Origin of the sequence: Streptomyces lydicus, assembly GCF_004125265.1 — a bacterium.
In the GTDB taxonomy this organism is placed as follows: Bacteria; Actinomycetota; Actinomycetes; order Streptomycetales; family Streptomycetaceae; genus Streptomyces; species Streptomyces lydicus_C.
In genome coordinates this window covers 7,060,677-7,076,159 of sequence record NZ_RDTE01000003.1, presented here as the reverse complement: position 1 = coordinate 7,076,159, position 15,483 = coordinate 7,060,677, and the positions used below count along the sequence as shown (strand labels likewise).

Annotated in this window: 13 protein-coding genes and 1 pseudogene; 5 read left to right on the top strand and 9 right to left on the bottom strand. The window is 72.7% G+C overall.

Translation table 11 applies throughout. The annotated features are described in order from the left end of the window. Positions 1 to 42: 42 nt before the first annotated feature. The 5 genes from recN to D9V36_RS33625 form a co-directional block, all read right to left on the bottom strand. Positions 43 to 1,770: a DNA repair protein RecN gene (recN, locus tag D9V36_RS33650; protein ID WP_129298866.1), complete on the bottom strand. Its 1,728-nt coding sequence runs from the start codon at positions 1,768 to 1,770 to the stop codon at positions 43 to 45. Positions 1,771 to 2,115: 345 nt separating this feature from the next. Further along, positions 2,116 to 2,853, bottom strand: coding sequence for a class I SAM-dependent methyltransferase (locus tag D9V36_RS33640; protein ID WP_129297084.1), 738 nt, complete (start codon positions 2,851 to 2,853; stop codon positions 2,116 to 2,118). A gap of 267 nt (positions 2,854 to 3,120) precedes the next feature. Continuing rightward, complete coding sequence (locus D9V36_RS33635; protein WP_088797017.1) at positions 3,121 to 4,062, bottom strand: NAD kinase; 942 nt, start codon at positions 4,060 to 4,062, stop codon at positions 3,121 to 3,123. Then, complete coding sequence (locus D9V36_RS33630) at positions 4,059 to 4,874, bottom strand: TlyA family RNA methyltransferase (RefSeq protein WP_129297083.1); 816 nt, start codon at positions 4,872 to 4,874, stop codon at positions 4,059 to 4,061. Before D9V36_RS33630 ends, D9V36_RS33635 begins: the two co-directional genes overlap by 4 nt. Positions 4,875 to 4,881: 7 nt before the next feature. After that, positions 4,882 to 5,292 carry a hypothetical protein gene (locus D9V36_RS33625; RefSeq protein ID WP_129297082.1) on the bottom strand — a complete coding sequence of 137 codons (411 nt, stop codon included), beginning with the start codon at positions 5,290 to 5,292 and terminating at the stop codon, positions 4,882 to 4,884. 74 nt (positions 5,293 to 5,366) lie between these two features. Between D9V36_RS33625 and D9V36_RS33620 the strand changes: the two genes are divergently transcribed. Further along, a complete protein-coding gene (locus tag D9V36_RS33620) occupies positions 5,367 to 5,714 on the top strand; it encodes an SCP2 sterol-binding domain-containing protein (RefSeq protein WP_129297081.1) in 348 nt (115 codons plus the stop codon). A 172-nt stretch (positions 5,715 to 5,886) separates the two neighbouring features. Here the strand turns inward: D9V36_RS33620 and D9V36_RS33615 are convergent. The 3 genes and pseudogenes from D9V36_RS33615 to D9V36_RS33605 all read right to left on the bottom strand — a co-directional run. Continuing rightward, positions 5,887 to 6,687, bottom strand: a pseudogene (locus D9V36_RS33615) (ABC transporter ATP-binding protein); the annotation flags it as partial. Positions 6,688 to 6,754: 67 nt separating this feature from the next. After that, entirely contained in the window at positions 6,755 to 7,840 is a 1,086-nt protein-coding gene (locus tag D9V36_RS33610) for a FecCD family ABC transporter permease (RefSeq protein WP_241721377.1), read from the bottom strand. A 134-nt stretch (positions 7,841 to 7,974) separates the two neighbouring features. Further along, positions 7,975 to 9,024 carry a FecCD family ABC transporter permease gene (locus D9V36_RS33605; protein ID WP_206739765.1) on the bottom strand — a complete coding sequence of 350 codons (1,050 nt, stop codon included), beginning with the start codon at positions 9,022 to 9,024 and terminating at the stop codon, positions 7,975 to 7,977. A 64-nt stretch (positions 9,025 to 9,088) separates the two neighbouring features. Between D9V36_RS33605 and D9V36_RS33600 the strand changes: the two genes are divergently transcribed. Together D9V36_RS33600 and D9V36_RS33595 are read left to right on the top strand one after the other, a co-directional pair. Continuing rightward, complete coding sequence (locus D9V36_RS33600) at positions 9,089 to 10,117, top strand: ABC transporter substrate-binding protein (RefSeq protein WP_129297079.1); 1,029 nt, start codon at positions 9,089 to 9,091, stop codon at positions 10,115 to 10,117. A 165-nt stretch (positions 10,118 to 10,282) separates the two neighbouring features. After that, a complete protein-coding gene (locus D9V36_RS33595) occupies positions 10,283 to 11,218 on the top strand; it encodes a siderophore-interacting protein (RefSeq protein WP_129297078.1) in 936 nt (311 codons plus the stop codon). 82 nt (positions 11,219 to 11,300) lie between these two features. Here D9V36_RS33595 and D9V36_RS33590 read toward each other — a convergent pair whose 3' ends face one another. After that, complete coding sequence (locus tag D9V36_RS33590) at positions 11,301 to 12,326, bottom strand: HAD-IIA family hydrolase (RefSeq protein ID WP_129297077.1); 1,026 nt, start codon at positions 12,324 to 12,326, stop codon at positions 11,301 to 11,303. A 175-nt stretch (positions 12,327 to 12,501) separates the two neighbouring features. Between D9V36_RS33590 and D9V36_RS33585 the strand changes: the two genes are divergently transcribed. Together D9V36_RS33585 and D9V36_RS33580 are read left to right on the top strand one after the other, a co-directional pair. Next, a complete protein-coding gene (locus D9V36_RS33585; protein WP_129297076.1) occupies positions 12,502 to 13,767 on the top strand; it encodes a DUF1015 family protein in 1,266 nt (421 codons plus the stop codon). 157 nt (positions 13,768 to 13,924) lie between these two features. Continuing rightward, positions 13,925 to 15,478 carry a pyridoxal phosphate-dependent decarboxylase family protein gene (locus D9V36_RS33580; RefSeq protein WP_129297075.1) on the top strand — a complete coding sequence of 518 codons (1,554 nt, stop codon included), beginning with the start codon at positions 13,925 to 13,927 and terminating at the stop codon, positions 15,476 to 15,478. The last annotated feature ends 5 nt before the right edge of the window (positions 15,479 to 15,483 follow it).

The following is a 15,483-nucleotide window of genomic DNA, read 5'->3' as shown; positions in this document are numbered from 1 at the left end:
GGTCTACGGGCAAAGACAGGCCCTACCAGGGGACGCCTCCCCCTAGCTCCCCGTGCGCGCCGTCTCCAGCAGTTCCTCGGCGTGCGCGCGGGCCGTTTCGGAGTCCTCCTGGCCGGCCAGCATCCGGGAGAGCTCGCGGACCCGCTCCTCGCCCTCCAGGACCGTGACACCGCTCCTGGTGACCGACCCGTCGTTCGTCTTCGCCACCAGCAGCTGGCGGTCGGCGAAGGCCGCGACCTGCGGGAGGTGCGTGACGACGACGACCTGCGCCGACTTCGCGAGCCTGGCCAGCCGCCTGCCGACCTCGACGGCCGCCTTGCCGCCGACCCCCGCGTCGACCTCGTCGAAGAGGTAGGTCGGTACGGGGTCGGAGCCGGCGAAGACCACCTCGACGGCGAGCATCACCCGGGAGAGCTCACCGCCGGACGCCCCCTTGGCGATCGGCCGGGGCGGTGCGCCCGGGTGCGGGGCCAGCAGGAGTTCGACCTCGTCGGCGCCGGCCGGTCCGTAGGCCACGGTACGGCCGCCGACCTCGATGCCGTCGGCGTCCTCGGCGACCTCGGTCTGGCGGATCTCGACGGTCACCCGGGCGTGCGGCATCGCGAGTTCGGCGAGCTCGGCGGTGACCGCGTCGGCGAAACGCTTCGCCGACGCCGTACGGGCATCGGTCAGCGTTTGAGCCAGTTCGCCCAGTTCCGCGCGCAAGGCGTCCCGTTCGGCGGCCAGCTCGCCGATCCGCTCGTCGTCGCCGTCCAGTTCGGCGAGCCGGGCGGCGCTCTCCTCGGACCAGGCCAGCACGGCCGCGATGTCCTGGCCGTACTTGCGGGTCAGATGGTTCAGGGCGGCGCGGCGCTCCTCGACCGCGGCGAGCCGCAACGGGTCCGCGTCCAGGCCGTCCGCGTAACTGGCCAACTCGCCCGCCACGTCCGCCATCAGGATGCCGATCTCACCGAGCCGCTCGGCGAGCGAGGAGAGCTCCTGGTCGTGACTGCGTACGGCCTCCAGCGCACGGTGGGCACCGGCGACCAGGGTCGTGGCATCGACGCCCTCGGGGTCCTCGGGGTTGCCGGCCAGCGCGGCGTGCGCGGCGGTCGCGGCGGAGGCCAGCGCCTCGGCGTGACCGAGCCGTTCGGCCTCGGCGGCGAGGTCGGTGTCCTCGCCGGGCTGAGGCTCGGCCTCCGCGATCTCGTCGAGGCCGAAGCGCAGCAGATCGGCCTCCTGCGCACGTTCACGGGCCTGCGTCGTCAGCTCGTCCAGCTCGGCGGCGACGCCGCGCAGCCGGCGGTGGGCGGCGGTGTACTTGGCGAGCGGGACGGCGACCGCGTCCCCGGCGTAGCGGTCCAGCGCCTGGCGTTGGCGGGCGGGCCGCAGCAGGCCCTGCTGGTCGGTCTGGCCGTGCACGGCGACCAGGTCGTCGGCCAGCTCCGCCAGCAGGCCGACCGGTACGGAGCGGCCGCCCACATGGGCGCGCGAACGGCCCTCGGCGGAGAGCGTGCGGCTGATCAGCAGCGCGCCGTCGTCCAGCTCCGCGCCGGCCTCCTCGGCCCGTACGGCAGCGGGGGCCCGGGGGCCGACGCCGATCCTGCCCTCCACGACCGCCGACTTGGCGCCGATCCGCACCAGCGCGGGGTCGGCGCGCCCGCCGAGCAGCAGGCCGAGGCTGGTGACGACCATGGTCTTACCGGCGCCCGTCTCGCCGGTCACCGCCGTGAAGCCGGGGGACAGCTCGACAACGGCGTCGTCAATGACACCCAGGGACCGGATCCGCATCTCCTCCAACACGGATACGACCTTACGAGGTCCCAGGGCCGCCCCGCGACGGCCTCCCCTCACTCCTGCCGCCGGCACCGCGGAAAACCTCCGCACAAACCGGGGGAATTCTCCACGGAGCACGATCACGCCCTGCCGCCGGAATGATCACAGAACGGAACGAAAGGTGCGCTCGTGCCGAGGACGGCGACGCATGCGGCACCGGCGTGGCCGGCGTCCCGCGTTCACCGGCACGGGGCTCGTATGCACCGGCAAGGTGGCCCGCATTCACCAGGACGGGACCCGCATCCGCCTCGATGAGGGACTGCCGGGTGCCGGGTGCAGGCGGCCCGGTGCCGGTGCCGGTTACGACGGGACCGGGCGCCGCAACAGAGCCGTCCACAGGAACGGTTCGCCGAAGCACGCGGACTCCGGCCCCTCGTCGTGCATGCGACGCAGTTCCACCTCCGCCAGACCGGAGAAGATCCAGCGCAGGGACTCCGCGGTGTAGGCGAGGCCGCCATGGAGGCCTGCCTGGTGGTAGAAGTCGGTGTCACCGAGTTCGGAGCCCATCCCGCCCGCCGCGAAACAGGTGAGGGCGAGATGCCCGCCGGGCGCCAGGGCCCGGTCGAGGAGGGCGAGGTAGCTGATGCGGCGGTGCGGCGGCAGATGGTGGAAGCAGCCGGAGTCGTAGATCAGGTCGTACGGGCCGGTCAGTGCGGTCTCCGCAAGGGCGAAGGCGTCGCCGCACAGGAACCTGACGTCGGCCCCCTCTTCCCGGGCCCGGTCCTCGGCCCAGGCGAGGGCGGCCGGCGAGAGGTCCACGGCGTCCACCGCGAAGCCCGCGGCGGCGAGGTGCAGTGCGTTGCGGCCCGGGCCGCAGCCGAGGTCGAGGGCGCGCCCCGGGCCGATCAGTCCGCGTTCGAGGTAGGAGACCAGGTTCTCGTCGGGCTTCGCGACGAAGAACGGCACCGGCTTGGAGCGGTCCGCGTAGAAGTCGTCCCACCAGGCGGCACCTTCGGCCGTCCAGCGGTCGGCCTCCGGCGCGAACAGCCCGTCCAGGAGCTTGAGTACGTCCTCCACGCTGCGGATGTTCCGGTCCATCGGCTCCCCCTTCGCCATCCCCGCCCCCGCCCTTTCCGCCCCGTTTTCCCCTTTCGCAGATCATAGGACCGGATGTCACCGGGGCTCGGATCCAGAGGTGTCGCCGGGTGCCGTGGCGACCGTGTGAGCGGTGCGGGCGGAGGCGGGAAGGGTGCCGGGTCACGGCCGGGGGTGAAGCCCTGTCCAGGTCACCGGCAAGGGCCGGCACGGGGGCATTTCCCGCCGCGCCGGCCCCTGTTTCTCCGGTGAGGAAGCCGTCGGCGGTTCCTAGTGCGGTGCTCCCCGCCACCCCGCCACCGGGAGGGCGAACTTGGCGACCAGACGGTCCGTGAAGGAGGCGTGGTGCAGGCGGGCCAGACGTACGGGCACGGCGCCGCGGCGGACCTCGACCCGGGCGCCGGCCGGGAGTTCGATGCTGCGGCGGCCGTCGCACCACAGCACGCCGTGCGGGGTCTTGGGCTGCACCTCGACCGCCAGGACGGAGCGCGGCGAGGTGACCAGCGGCTTGGCGAACAGGGCATGGGCGCTGATCGGGACCATCAGCAGCGCCTCGACCTCGGGCCAGACCACCGGGCCGCCGGCCGAGAAGGCGTAGGCGGTGGAGCCGGTCGGCGTCGCACAGACCACCCCGTCGCCGCCGAAGCGCGAGACGGGCCGGCCGTCGACCTCGGTCACGACCTCCAGCATCCGCTCCCGGGCCGCCTTCTCCACCGACGCCTCGTTGAGGGCCCAATCGGTGTGGACGACACTGCCGTTGTTGCGTACGAGGACATCGAGCGTCATCCGCTCCTCGACCTCGTAGGCGCGGGTGACCACCCGGTCGACGACCTTGTCGAGGTCATCGCGTTCGGCCTCCGCGAGGAAGCCGACCCGGCCGAGGTTGACGCCGAGCATCGGGACACCGGACGTCCTGGAGAAGTCCGCACCGCGCAGCAGTGTGCCGTCCCCGCCCAGGACCACCAGCAGTTCGCAGCCCTCGGCCGCGCACTGCTCCGACTCGACGCGCTCGACCGACGGCGGCAGCGGCAGATCCGCGGCCTCCTCCGCCAGCACCCGCACGCCGATGCCGCAGCGCAAGAGCCCCTGGACGACGAGCTCGGCGCTGCGGATGGCCGCGGGGCGGCCGGTGTGGGCGAGCAGGAAGACCGTCCGCCCGGCTCCGGTGTTCCCGTGTGCTGCGCTGCCTTCAACTGCCTGGGTAGTGGTCAACGAGGCCCCTCCGCCACTGCACGGTCGACGTCCGCCGGGTCGAGTGCAGGCGCCCCGGCGCGGAGCCACAGAAAGTACTCGACGTTCCCCGAAGGACCGGGCAGCGGGCTCGCAGTTACGCCAAGTACGCCAAATTCCAGTTCCGCGGCGCGCTGCGCGACCGCCCGCACCGCGTCGGCGCGCAGCTCCGCGCTGCGCACCACCCCGCCGCTGCCCAGCCGCTCCTTGCCGACCTCGAACTGCGGCTTGACCATCAGCACCAGGTCCGCGTCGGGCGCCGCACAGCGGGCCAGCGCGGGCAGGACGAGCCCCAGCGGAATGAACGAGAGATCGCCGACGACCAGGTCGACGGGCTGCGAGTCGATCTGTTCGAGGGTCAGCTCGCGCACGTTGGTGCGGTCCTTCACGGTGACCCGCGCATCGCTCTGCAGCGACCAGGCGAGCTGTCCGTATCCGACGTCGACGGCCACGACGTGACCGGCACCGGCCCGCAGCAGGACATCGGTGAAGCCACCGGTCGAGGCGCCCGCGTCCAGCGCCCGCCGGCCCTCGACCTTCAGGCCGAGCGGTACGAAGGCGGCGAGGGCTCCGGCGAGCTTGTGCCCGCCGCGCGAGACATAGTCCGGATCGCTCTCGTCGTCGCGTACGACCACGGCCGCGCTGGTCTCCACCTGGGTGGCCGGCTTCGTCGCGGTCGCCCCGCCGACGGTCACCCGGCCCGCGGCGATCAGCTGGCTCGCATGCTCGCGGGAACGGGCCAGCTTGCGGCGCACCAGCTCCGCGTCGAGTCGGCGTCGTGCCACTCCTGCCACCTGTGGTTCAGCTCCTGTTGTCGTGCGACGTGTCGTGCGTCGTGCCGTGCGTCGTGCCGTGCGTCGTGCCGTGCGTCGTGCCGTGCGTCGTCGGGGAAGGGGCGGGCGGCCCGGGGTGCTGGTCGAGACCGGCCAGCACCTCGCGCAGCCCACGGTGCACATCCTCGTACACCTGCAGGTGTCCGCTCGCCGGGAGGTGGTCGGCATCGGCGAGGCGGCGCAGCGTGGCGTCGACCGCGTCCTGACCGGTCGGGGTCGTCCCCAGCCCGATCGGCTGCGGCCCGGCATCACCGGCCGGCGCGGCTCCCGCGGCGCTCGCGGCCCCGTTGCCCTTCTGCTGTTCCCCGGACGGCACGGGCTGCGCCGGCACGGCTTGTGCGGGCGCCTCCGGCTCCGGGCCGGGCATCGGCTCTTCCATGCCCCCGACGCTACCTTGGCGAAGGCTGACAAGGACGAACGAGCCGCCCCCGACCTGGCGTATCGTCGCTCACGATGGCAACCCTCGACCAGTGCCGCGCCGCTCTCGACCGGCTGGCCCAGAATCTGTCCGCGGCGGATGGCAACGTCCGGCGCGCGGCCGCGTTCGACCGTTCGCTCAGCTGCCGCATCACGGACCTCGATGTGACCTTCCTCGGGCGGCTGTCCGACGGCTCCCTCCAGGAGGTGACCCATGTCCCCGGCCCGCCTCCGCACAAGGCCGAGATCCGCCTGTCCATGGCCGGCGACGATCTGGTCGCCCTGGTGGACGGGAAGCTGAATTTCGCCAAGGCCTGGGGCAGCGGTCGCGTCAAGCTGGAGGCCGGCCTGCGCGACCTGCTGCGCCTCAGGACGCTGCTGTAGTCGCCGTCTCGGCCTTCGTCTTCCCCTCGGCCGGGTTCTCCTCGCCCGGGTGCCCGTCGGCCGGGTTCCCGTCGGCCGGGTGCCCGTCGGCCGAGGCGCCGCCCGTGGCAGCTCCGTCGGCCCGGCCACCGTCCTGCCCCGTGCGCGGCGTCCGCGCCGCGCCCCGGCCCGCTCCGCTCCCGCCGTTACGGGGCTTGCGCGCGGCCGGGACGACCAGCGGGGTGCCGGTCTCCGGGTCCTCGATGATCTGGCAGCTGAGCCCGAAGACCCGTTCCACCAGCTCCGCGGTGACGATGTCGCCCGGCGCGCCCTCGGCGAGGACCGCGCCGTCCTTCATGGCGATCAGATGGGTCGCGTAACGGGCCGCGTGGTTGAGGTCGTGCAGCACCGCGACCAGCGTCCGCCCCTGCTCCTCGTGCAGCCCGGCGCACAGGTCCAGGACCTCGATCTGGTGCTGGATGTCCAGGTAGGTCGTCGGCTCGTCGAGCAGGAACAACGGCGTCTGCTGGGCGAGCGCCATCGCGATCCACACCCGCTGGCGCTGCCCCCCGGACAGCTCGTCGACATAGCGGTCGGCCAGCTCGCCGACCCCGGTGGCCGCCATCGACTCCTGGACGATCCGCTCGTCGTCGGCCGACCACTGCCGCAGCAGGCCCTGGTGCGGATAGCGGCCGCGGGCCACCAGGTCCGCCACCGTGATCCCGTCCGGGGCGATCGAGGACTGCGGCAGCAGCCCGAGCGTCCTGGCGACCTTCTTGGCCGGCAGGGAGGAAATCGCGGAGCCGTCCAGCAGCACCGATCCCGTGGCCGGCTTGAGCATCCGCGAGAGCGCGCGCAGCAGCGTGGACTTACCGCAGGCGTTCGGGCCGACGATGACCGTGAAGGAGTGGTCGGGGATGGCCACCGAGAGGTTCTCGGCGATGACCCGCTGGTCGTAGGCGAGGGTGACGTTCTCAGCCGTAAGACGGCTCACTTCGGAACTCCTGGGGTTGTCGTATCCATGCTGGTGCCGGGCACGTTGGTCCGTTGCGTCCGCCGTCTCATATCCGTCCCGCCTTGCGCTCCGTGGCCAGCAGCCACAGCAGATAGCCACCGCCGAGGACGCCGGTCAGCACGCCCACCGGCAGCTGGTCGGCGCCGAAGAGCCGCTGGGCGGCCCAGTCCGCGGCGACCAGCAGCACGGCGCCCATGAGGGCGGACAGCAGCAGATGGGGGCCGGGCAGGGGTGTGCCTCTCCCCGCGCCCTTGAGGAAGCGCGGGAGGGAGAGCCGCCGGGCCAGCTGGGGCGCGGTCAGCGCCACGAAGGAGATCGGCCCGGCCGCGGCGGTGGCGGCGGCGACGAGCACGACCGCCGCCAGCAGCACGACGACACGGACCCGCTCGCCCCGTACGCCCAGGGCGCTCGCGGCGTCATCGCCCATCTCCAGCATGCGCAGTGGGCGTCCGTGGAACAGCAGCACCGGGACGAGGACGACGCAGACGGCGGCCAGCGGCCACAGCTGGTCCCAGTCGCGGCCGGCCAGGGAACCGGTCATCCAGGTGGTGGCCCGGGTCGCGTCGACGATGTTCGCCTTGGTCAGGAGGTAGAGCACCATCGCGTAGAGCATCGCGCTCGCTCCGATGCCGACGAGCACGAAGCGGTAGCCGTGGATGCCGCGCTTCCAGGCGAGCAGGAAGATGGCGACGCCGGTGATCACGCCGCCGGCGACCGCTCCGGCGGCGACCGCGAAGGTCCCGGCCTGGAAGTAGACGATGGCGACCAGCGCGCCGACGGACGATCCCTGGGCGAAGCCGAGGACGTCCGGGCTGCCCAGCGGATTGCGCGAAACGGTCTGGAAGACCGCCCCGGCGATCCCGAACGCGGCGCCGACCAGCAGCCCCACCAGCACCCGCGGCAGCCGCAGGTCCTGCACGATGAACTCCTGGCCGGCATCGCCGCCGCCGGTCAGGGTGGCGATCACCTCGGCCGGGCTCATCGGGTAGTCGCCGGAGCCGATCAGGGCGACGGCGGCCGCCAGCGCGACGGCCAGCAGCACCAGCCCCGCCACCACGGCGGGCACGTCCAGGCGCACCGAGAGCCCGCCCCTGGTCCGCACCACCGTGACCCGCCGGGCCCGCCCCGCCAGGCCGCGCGCGGCTCCGGCCTCCGCCACCGCCCCGGCACTCGGCGCGGCACTCCGCCCGGCGTTCTCTCCGGCGCTCGGTCCGGTGTACTCCTCGGTGTTCTCCTCGGTGCCCTTCCCGGGCCGCACACTCGCGTTCACAGCTGGGCCATCCTCCGACGCCGTACGAGATAGATGAAGACCGGGCCGCCGACGACGGCCGTGACGATGCCGACCTGCAGCTCACCGGGCCGGGCCACCACCCTGCCGAGCACATCGGCGCCGAGCAGCAGGACCGGCGAGAGCACCGCGGAGTACGGCAGGATCCAGCGCATATCGGGCCCGGTGATGGCCCGTACGACGTGCGGAACCATCAGGCCCACATAGACGATCGGGCCGCAGGCGGCGGTCGCCCCGCCGCACAGCAGGGTGACCGCGAGCATCGCCAGCACCCGGGTGCGGGTCAGCCGGGCACCCAGCGCCCGCGCCTGGTCGTCGCCGAGCGCAAGGGCGTTCAGCGGCCGGGCGAGCAGCAGCGCGAGGACACTCCCCACGGCGAGAAATGGCGCGATCTGGCCCACCGTCGGCAGGGTGGCCGAGGCCAGCGAACCCACCGTCCAGAAGCGCATCTTGTCCAGGGCCGCGGTATCCATCAGATTGACGGCGTTGATGTAGCCGACGAGGACGGCGGTCAGCGCGGTGCCGGCGAGGGCGAGCCGTACGGGTGTGGCGCTGCGGGTGCCGCCGAGGACGTACACCGCAACGGATACCAGCGCGGCGCCGGCGAACGCGAACCACACATAGCCGGTCAGCGAGGTGACGCCGAAGAAGCTGATGGCGGAGACGACCGCGGCCGAGGCGCCGGCGTTGATGCCGAGAACTCCCGGGTCCGCCAGGGGGTTCCGGGTCAGCGCCTGCATGACCGTGCCGGCCAGGCCGAGCGCGGCACCGATGATCAGGCCGAGCAGCGTACGGGGAAAGCGGACATCGCGGATGATCACGTCGGTGTCGGTGCCGGAGTAGTGGAACACCCCGTGCCACACCTGGTCGAGGGGGATCTGTTTCGCGCCCACGGCGATACCGAGGACGGCGATCACGGCCAGCACGGCAAAGGAGGCCAACAGCCCCGCGGAGCGCAGGAGATGGCGTCTCCTGGGGATCACGGGGGCCGGGGCCGCTGTTGCTTCGGGGGAACTGTCAACCAACACGGTAGTTAGGTTAGCCTACCCTCACATTGACCAGCTGCCCCTCTCGGAGAGAAGCACAGCCATCATGAGCACCTCCCGTAGCGTCACCCCGTCCCGTCGCGGAATTCTGGCCACGGGCGGTGCCCTCGGCATCGGCGCCCTGCTCGCCGCTTGCGGCGGCAACAAGGACTCGGACGGCACCAACAGCGGCCCCAAGACCGGCCCTTGGTCGTTCACCGACGACCGTCAGCAGAAGGTCTCCCTGCAGCACACCCCCCGGCGCATCGTCGCCTTCACCGGCACCGCGGCCGCACTGCACGACTTCGGGATCGACGACCAGATCGTCGGCGTCTTCGGCCCCACCAAGCTCAAGAACGGCAAACCCGACCCACAGGCCGGCGACCTGGACGTCGACAAGGTCACCGTCATCGGCAACGCCTACAACCAGTTCAACATCGAGAAGTACGCGGCGCTGCGCCCCGATCTGCTGGTCACCAACATGTACGAGCCGGGCGCGCTGTGGTTCGTACCGGACGACAGCAAGGACAAGATCACCAAGCTCGCCGAGTCCGTCGCCCTCACCTCCTCCCGCGTCCCGCTCATCAAGATCATCGAGCGCTACGCCGAGCTGGCCGCTTCGCTCGGCGCCGATCTGAAGTCCAAGAAGGTCACCGACGCCAAGGCCCGCTTCGAGAAGGCCTCCGCGGCGCTGCGCAAGGCCGCCAAGTCCCACCCGGTCAAGGTGCTCGCCTGCTCCGGCAGCCCCGACCTCTTCTACGCCTCCAACCCCGGTATCAACGCCGACCTCATGTACTACAAGTCCCTCGGCGTCGATCTGATCGTCCCCGACCAGCTGGACGAGGGCGGCTACTTCGAGAGCCTGAGCTGGGAGAACGCCGACAAGTACCAGGCCGATGTCCTCCTGCTGGACAACCGGACCGCGACCCTCCAGCCCAAGGACCTGGCCGCCAAGCCCTCCTGGTCGAAGCTGCCCGCCGTCAAGGCCGGCCAGATCACGCCCTGGTCGAGCGAGCCGCGCTTCTCCTACGCGGGCGCCGCACCACTCATCGAATCGCTCGCCAAGGCGATCGAGGGCGCCAAGAAGACCAACTGACCTACGGCCGCGGCGATCAGCGCCCGCCGGCTGCAGGGCCCGGCTGCAGGGCCCGGCTGCACCGTCCCGTCCGCCTCCACGGACGAGCGACGGGACGGTGCGGCCAGACCGTCGCCGCCCGCCGCGGCCTCACCCGCCCCCACCACCGTTCCGGGAGGTTCCCGTATGACCACGACCGTCGCCCCGTCCACCGCACCGTTCCGCTTCTTCGATGTGCACGTCGTCCGGTCCCAACGGCTGAGCCCCTCCCTGGTGCGGATCACCTTCGGCGGCGAACGGCTCACGGACCTGGCCTCCGGCGGTCGCGACCAGCGCTTCAAGCTCTTCCTCCCGCAGCCCCACCAGGACCGGCCGGTCTTCGACGACACCGGCGACGGCTGGTACACCGCCTGGCGGGCACAGGATCCGGCCGAGCGTGCGGTGATGCGCTCGTACACGATCCGCGAACAGCGCCACGAACCGGCGGAGTTCGATGTGGACTTCGCGCTGCACGGCGCCGGCCTTGGCACCGCCGCCACGGCGGGCGGCCCCGCCTCCCGCTGGGCCGCCCGTGCCCGGCCCGGCGACCGGCTGACCGTCCTCGCCCCGGCCGTCGAGGACAACGGCGGTGTCGACTTCCGGCCACCGGCCGGCACCGACTGGATTCTGCTCACCGGCGACGAGACGGCGCTGCCCGCGATCGCCGGCATCCTGTCCTGGCTCTCCCCCGGCACCCGGGCCGAGGTCTGGATCGAGATCGCGCACGAGGACGACCGGCAGCGGCTTTCGACCTTCGCCGATGCCGGCATCCACTGGCTCGTCCGGGACGAGACGGCCGCCGGGCGCGGCGAGCCCGTACTCGACGCGCTGCGCGCCGCCGAGCTGCCCGAGGGCACCCCGTACGCCTGGATCGCCGGCGAGGCCGGGACCGTCAAGGCGGTGCGCAGGCACCTGGTCCGCGAACGAGGCATCGACCGCAGGGCGGTGAAGTTCACCGGCTACTGGCGCCGCGGCGCCACCGAGGAGGATCTGATCACGGAGCTGACCGCGGCGGCCGCGGCGACGACGGAGGCGACGGAGGCGACGGAGGCGACGGCCGAGGAGAACTACCGCCAGGGCTGACGGCGTGGGCCGCCCCCGAGGACCGACGACCCCACCAGGGGCCTGCCGCGAAAGGCCCGGACCGCAAGGCCCGGGCCCCGCCTCACCTCCCGATCCGTTCCAGCGCCTTGCCCGCATCCGCCCCGCAACTGCCGTCCCCGGCAGCCGTCCAGGCCGCCGCGCACAGCGCCCGCAGCCCGTCCAGCGGCGTCCCCTCGCCCGTCACGGCCAGCGCGTCACCGGCCGCCTCGGCCCGCCAGCCGCCGCACCGGAACCCGCCGTCGTCCGCGGTCACCTCCGGCTGCGGTGCCAGCAGCCCGCGCAGGTCCTCGGCCACGTACGCGGGACGGTGCCGCGGCGGGGCGGCCAGCAGTTCGGCGGGCGTGGTGACGCCGGTGAGCACCAGCAGCGAGTCGACCCCGCCGTTGCAGGCGCCCTCGATGTCGGTGTCGAGCCGGTCGCCGATCACCAACGGCCGCTGCGCACCGGTGCGCAGCACGGTCTCCCGGTGCATCGGCGGCTGCGGCTTGCCCGCCACCTGCGGCGAGCCGCCCGCGGCGGTCCGCACCACCTCCACCAGCGCCCCGTTGCCGGGGGCGATCCCCCGCTCCTTGGGGATCGTCAGATCGGTGTTGGACGCGAACCACGGCACCCCGCGCTGCACCGCGTAGGCCGCCTCCGCCAGCCGCTCCCAGTCCAGGGTGGGGTCAAAGCCCTGCACCACCGCCGCCGGGTCGTCGTCGGCGGAGCGGACCGGTTCGAGGCCGCGCTCGCGCAGCGCCACCCACAGCCCCTCGCCCCCGACGGCCAGCACCCGCGCGCCCGCCGGCACCTGCTCGGAGATCAGCCGCGCCACCGCCTGCGCCGACGTGATCACATCCGCCGGGCCGGTCGGCAGCCCGAAGCCGGACAACTGGCCGGCCACGGCCTGCGGGGTGCGGGCGGCGTTATTGGTCACATAGGCGAGGTGCATCCCGCCGTCCCGTGCGCGCGTCAGCGACTCCACGGCATGGTCGATGGCCCGCCCGCCGGCGTAGACGACCCCGTCCAGATCCAGCAGCGCCGTGTCGTACGCCTCGCTCAGCGGGCGCCGGCACCCGTCGGGCCGCCTGCGAATCTGCTCGTTCATGCCGTCTCGCTCCTCGCTCCCACACACCGCACGACGGGATCCGCCGGGTACCGGGCACGCGCGCACCGCGCCGCCTGCATACCCCGATCTCCCCCTCGCGCACACCGATATTTCCAGCCACGCACGGGCTGTCCCCCGATCTTCCCTCATCGGCCCGGCGGCATAGCATTCTTCAATGACCAGTACCGACGGCCTCCGCCTCCACCCGTTCCGCGGACTGCGATACGACCGCGACCGGGTCAGCAGCCTGACCGCTGTGATGTCCCCGCCGTACGACGTGGTGGTGCGGCCGGACGGCGTGCGCCACTTGGAGACCGCCGACCCGTACAACATCGTCCGGCTGATCCTGCCGCACGCCGCGGACCCCACCACCCGCCACCGCCAGGCCGCCGAGACCCTGAGCCGCTGGCGTGCCGAGGGCGTGCTGCGGCAGGACGCCGAGCCCGCGCTGTACGTCTACGAGCAGCGCTCCGGCGAGGTGCTGCAGCGCGGACTGATCGGGGCGCTGGGCCTGGACGGACCGGTGCTGCCGCACGAGGGCGTCATCCCGGAGGTGGTCGAGGACCGGGCCGCCCTGATGCGTGCGGCGGCCGCCAATTTCGAGCCGTTGCTGCTCTCCTACCGCAGCCAGGGCACCGCGACCGGCGCCGCCGCGGTCATCGAGCGCACGGTGGAGCGCGACCCGCTGCTGGCCACCACCACCGAGGACGGCTTCGCGCACCGGCTGTGGGCGGTCACCGACCCCGCCGAGCTCACCGCCGTCGACGACGACCTCAGCCGCCGGCAGGCGCTGATCGCCGACGGCCACCACCGCTGGGCGACCTATCAGCGGCTGTACGAGCAGCAGCCCGGCACCACCGCCGCCTCGCCCTGGGCGTCCGGCCTGGTGCTGCTGGTGGACACCGCCCGCTACCCGCTCCAGGTCCGGGCGATCCACCGGGTGCTGCCGCATCTGCCGCCCGCCAAGGCGCTGGCGGATCTGGCCGGCGCCTTCCGCGCCCGCACCCTGCCGGGCGAGCTGTCCGCCGCCCTGGAGGCCCTGGAGGAGACGCCCGGCACCGCCTTCGTCCTCGCCGGCGGGCCGGGCTCCTTCCACCTCCTGGACCGTCCCGACCCCTCCCTGCTGGACCGTACGATCCGCCGGGACCGGCCCGAGGCCTGGCGACGGCTGGACGCCACGGTGCTGCACTCCGTCCTGCTGGACGAGGTCTGGAACATCCCCGACCACCCGTCGGACATCAGCTATCTGCATCACACCGCGGCCGCCGTCGAGCAGGCCGCCCGGCACGGCGGCACCGCGGTCCTGATGCGCGCCACCTCCGAGGAGACGGTCCGTCAACTCGCGGAGCGCGGCGTGACGATGCCGCGGAAGTCCACCTCGTTCGGCCCCAAGCCCGCCACGGGTCTGGTCCTGCGCACCCTGGACGACCACCGGAACTGAATCCTCCGGGCCGCCGCCCTCCACGGCACCCCACCCCTCCCGAGGCGAAATTAGGTTAGCCTTACCTAACCACGTCGCACGGGTGGGTCTCCCTGCCTCTGCGCGCACCTCAGCCTGCGCTGGACGTGGTCAAGTCCGCACCAGGGAGGACACCTTCATGGATCTCCTCGCGCGCCCCGCCGAGGACCCGGCCGACAGCCGGACATACCTGCTCAACGAGAAGACGGCCCAGCGCTACCGCAGCGCGGTCACCGAGAGCGTCACACGGATCGGCGCCAAAATCGCCGGCACCACCCGCCCGTTCACCGGCATCACCGCCGACGACCTCGCCCCCGCCGTCATGGGCGTCGACCTCGACGCCCCGCTGCACGACGCGGCCGCCGCCCTCGACGAGCTCGAAGAGGTCTACCTCCGCGACGCCGTCTACTTCCACCACCCGCGCTATCTGGCGCACCTCAACTGCCCCGTGGTGATTCCCGCCCTCGTCGGCGAGGCCGTGCTCTCCGCCGTCAACTCCTCCCTGGACACCTGGGACCAGAGCGCCGGCGGCACCCTCATCGAGCGCCGGCTCATCGACTGGACGGCCGAGCGGATCGGCCTGGGCGAAGCCGCCGACGGGATCTTCACCAGCGGCGGCAGCCAGTCCAACCTCCAGGCCATGCTGCTCGCCCGCGACGAGGCCTGCCGCCGCGCGCTGACCGCTGCGGGCGTCCCCTCCTCCGAGCTCGGCGCACCTCCGCCGAGCCGCCGCACGGACGTCCTGCCCCGGCTGCGGATCCTCACCTCCGAGTGCAGCCACTTCAGCATCCGCAAGTCGGCCACCCTGCTCGGCATGGGCCCGGAGGCCGTCATCACCGTCCCCGTCGACGAGCACAAGCGGATGCGCACCGACAGCCTGGCCGCGGAACTGGCGCGCTGCCACCGCGACGGCCTGATACCCATGGCCGTCGTGGCCACCGCAGGCACCACCGACTTCGGCTCCATCGACCCGCTCCCCGAGATCGCCGGCCTGTGCGCCGGCTACGGCACCTGGATGCACGTCGACGCCGCCTACGGCTGCGGCCTGCTGGTCTCCCGCCGCCGCGCCCTGCTGACCGGCATCGAACTCGCGGACTCGGTGACCGTCGACTACCACAAGTCCTTCTTCCAGCCGGTCAGTTCGAGCGCCGTCCTGGTCCGCGACCGCGCCACGCTGCAGCACGTCACCTACCACGCGGACTACCTCAATCCGCGCCGCATGGCGGAAGCGCGCATCCCCAACCAGGTCGACAAGGCGCTCCAGACGACCCGCCGCTTCGACGCCCTCAAGCTCTGGCTCACCCTGCGCATCATGGGCGCCCGCGCCGTCGGGGAACTCTTCGACGACGTCATCGACCGCGCCGCGGAGGCCTGGAAACTCCTCCACGACGACCCCCGCTTCTCCGTCGTCGTCGAACCCCGGCTGAGCACCCTGGTCTTCCGCTACGTCCCCGGCACCGACCAGGACCCCGAACTCGGCGACCGGGTCAATCTGCACGCCCGCGAGGCCCTGTCCGCCTCCGGTGACGCGATCGTCGCGGGCACCGTCGTCGACGGCCGCCACCACCTCAAGTTCACCCTGCTCAACCCGGAGACCACGGTGGAGGACATCGCCACCGTCCTCGACCTGATCGCCGAACACGCCGGCACCTTCCTGGCCGAGCAGCCCCGTCCGGCGCTCAGCGCGCGCTGACCCTC

What these genes read in the sequence shown, in the direction of transcription:
- recN (WP_129298866.1), bottom strand. Translation starts at nt 1,770, where the DNA reads ATGCGGATCCGGTCCCTGGGTGTCATTGACGACGCCGTTGTCGAGCTG.
- D9V36_RS33640 (WP_129297084.1), bottom strand. Translation starts at nt 2,853, where the DNA reads ATGGACCGGAACATCCGCAGCGTGGAGGACGTACTCAAGCTCCTGGAC.
- D9V36_RS33625 (WP_129297082.1), bottom strand. Translation starts at nt 5,292, where the DNA reads ATGGAAGAGCCGATGCCCGGCCCGGAGCCGGAGGCGCCCGCACAAGCC.
- D9V36_RS33620 (WP_129297081.1), top strand. Translation starts at nt 5,367, where the DNA reads ATGGCAACCCTCGACCAGTGCCGCGCCGCTCTCGACCGGCTGGCCCAG.
- D9V36_RS33600 (WP_129297079.1), top strand. Translation starts at nt 9,089, where the DNA reads ATGAGCACCTCCCGTAGCGTCACCCCGTCCCGTCGCGGAATTCTGGCC.
- D9V36_RS33595 (WP_129297078.1), top strand. Translation starts at nt 10,283, where the DNA reads ATGACCACGACCGTCGCCCCGTCCACCGCACCGTTCCGCTTCTTCGAT.
- D9V36_RS33590 (WP_129297077.1), bottom strand. Translation starts at nt 12,326, where the DNA reads ATGAACGAGCAGATTCGCAGGCGGCCCGACGGGTGCCGGCGCCCGCTG.
- D9V36_RS33585 (WP_129297076.1), top strand. Translation starts at nt 12,502, where the DNA reads ATGACCAGTACCGACGGCCTCCGCCTCCACCCGTTCCGCGGACTGCGA.
- D9V36_RS33580 (WP_129297075.1), top strand. Translation starts at nt 13,925, where the DNA reads ATGGATCTCCTCGCGCGCCCCGCCGAGGACCCGGCCGACAGCCGGACA.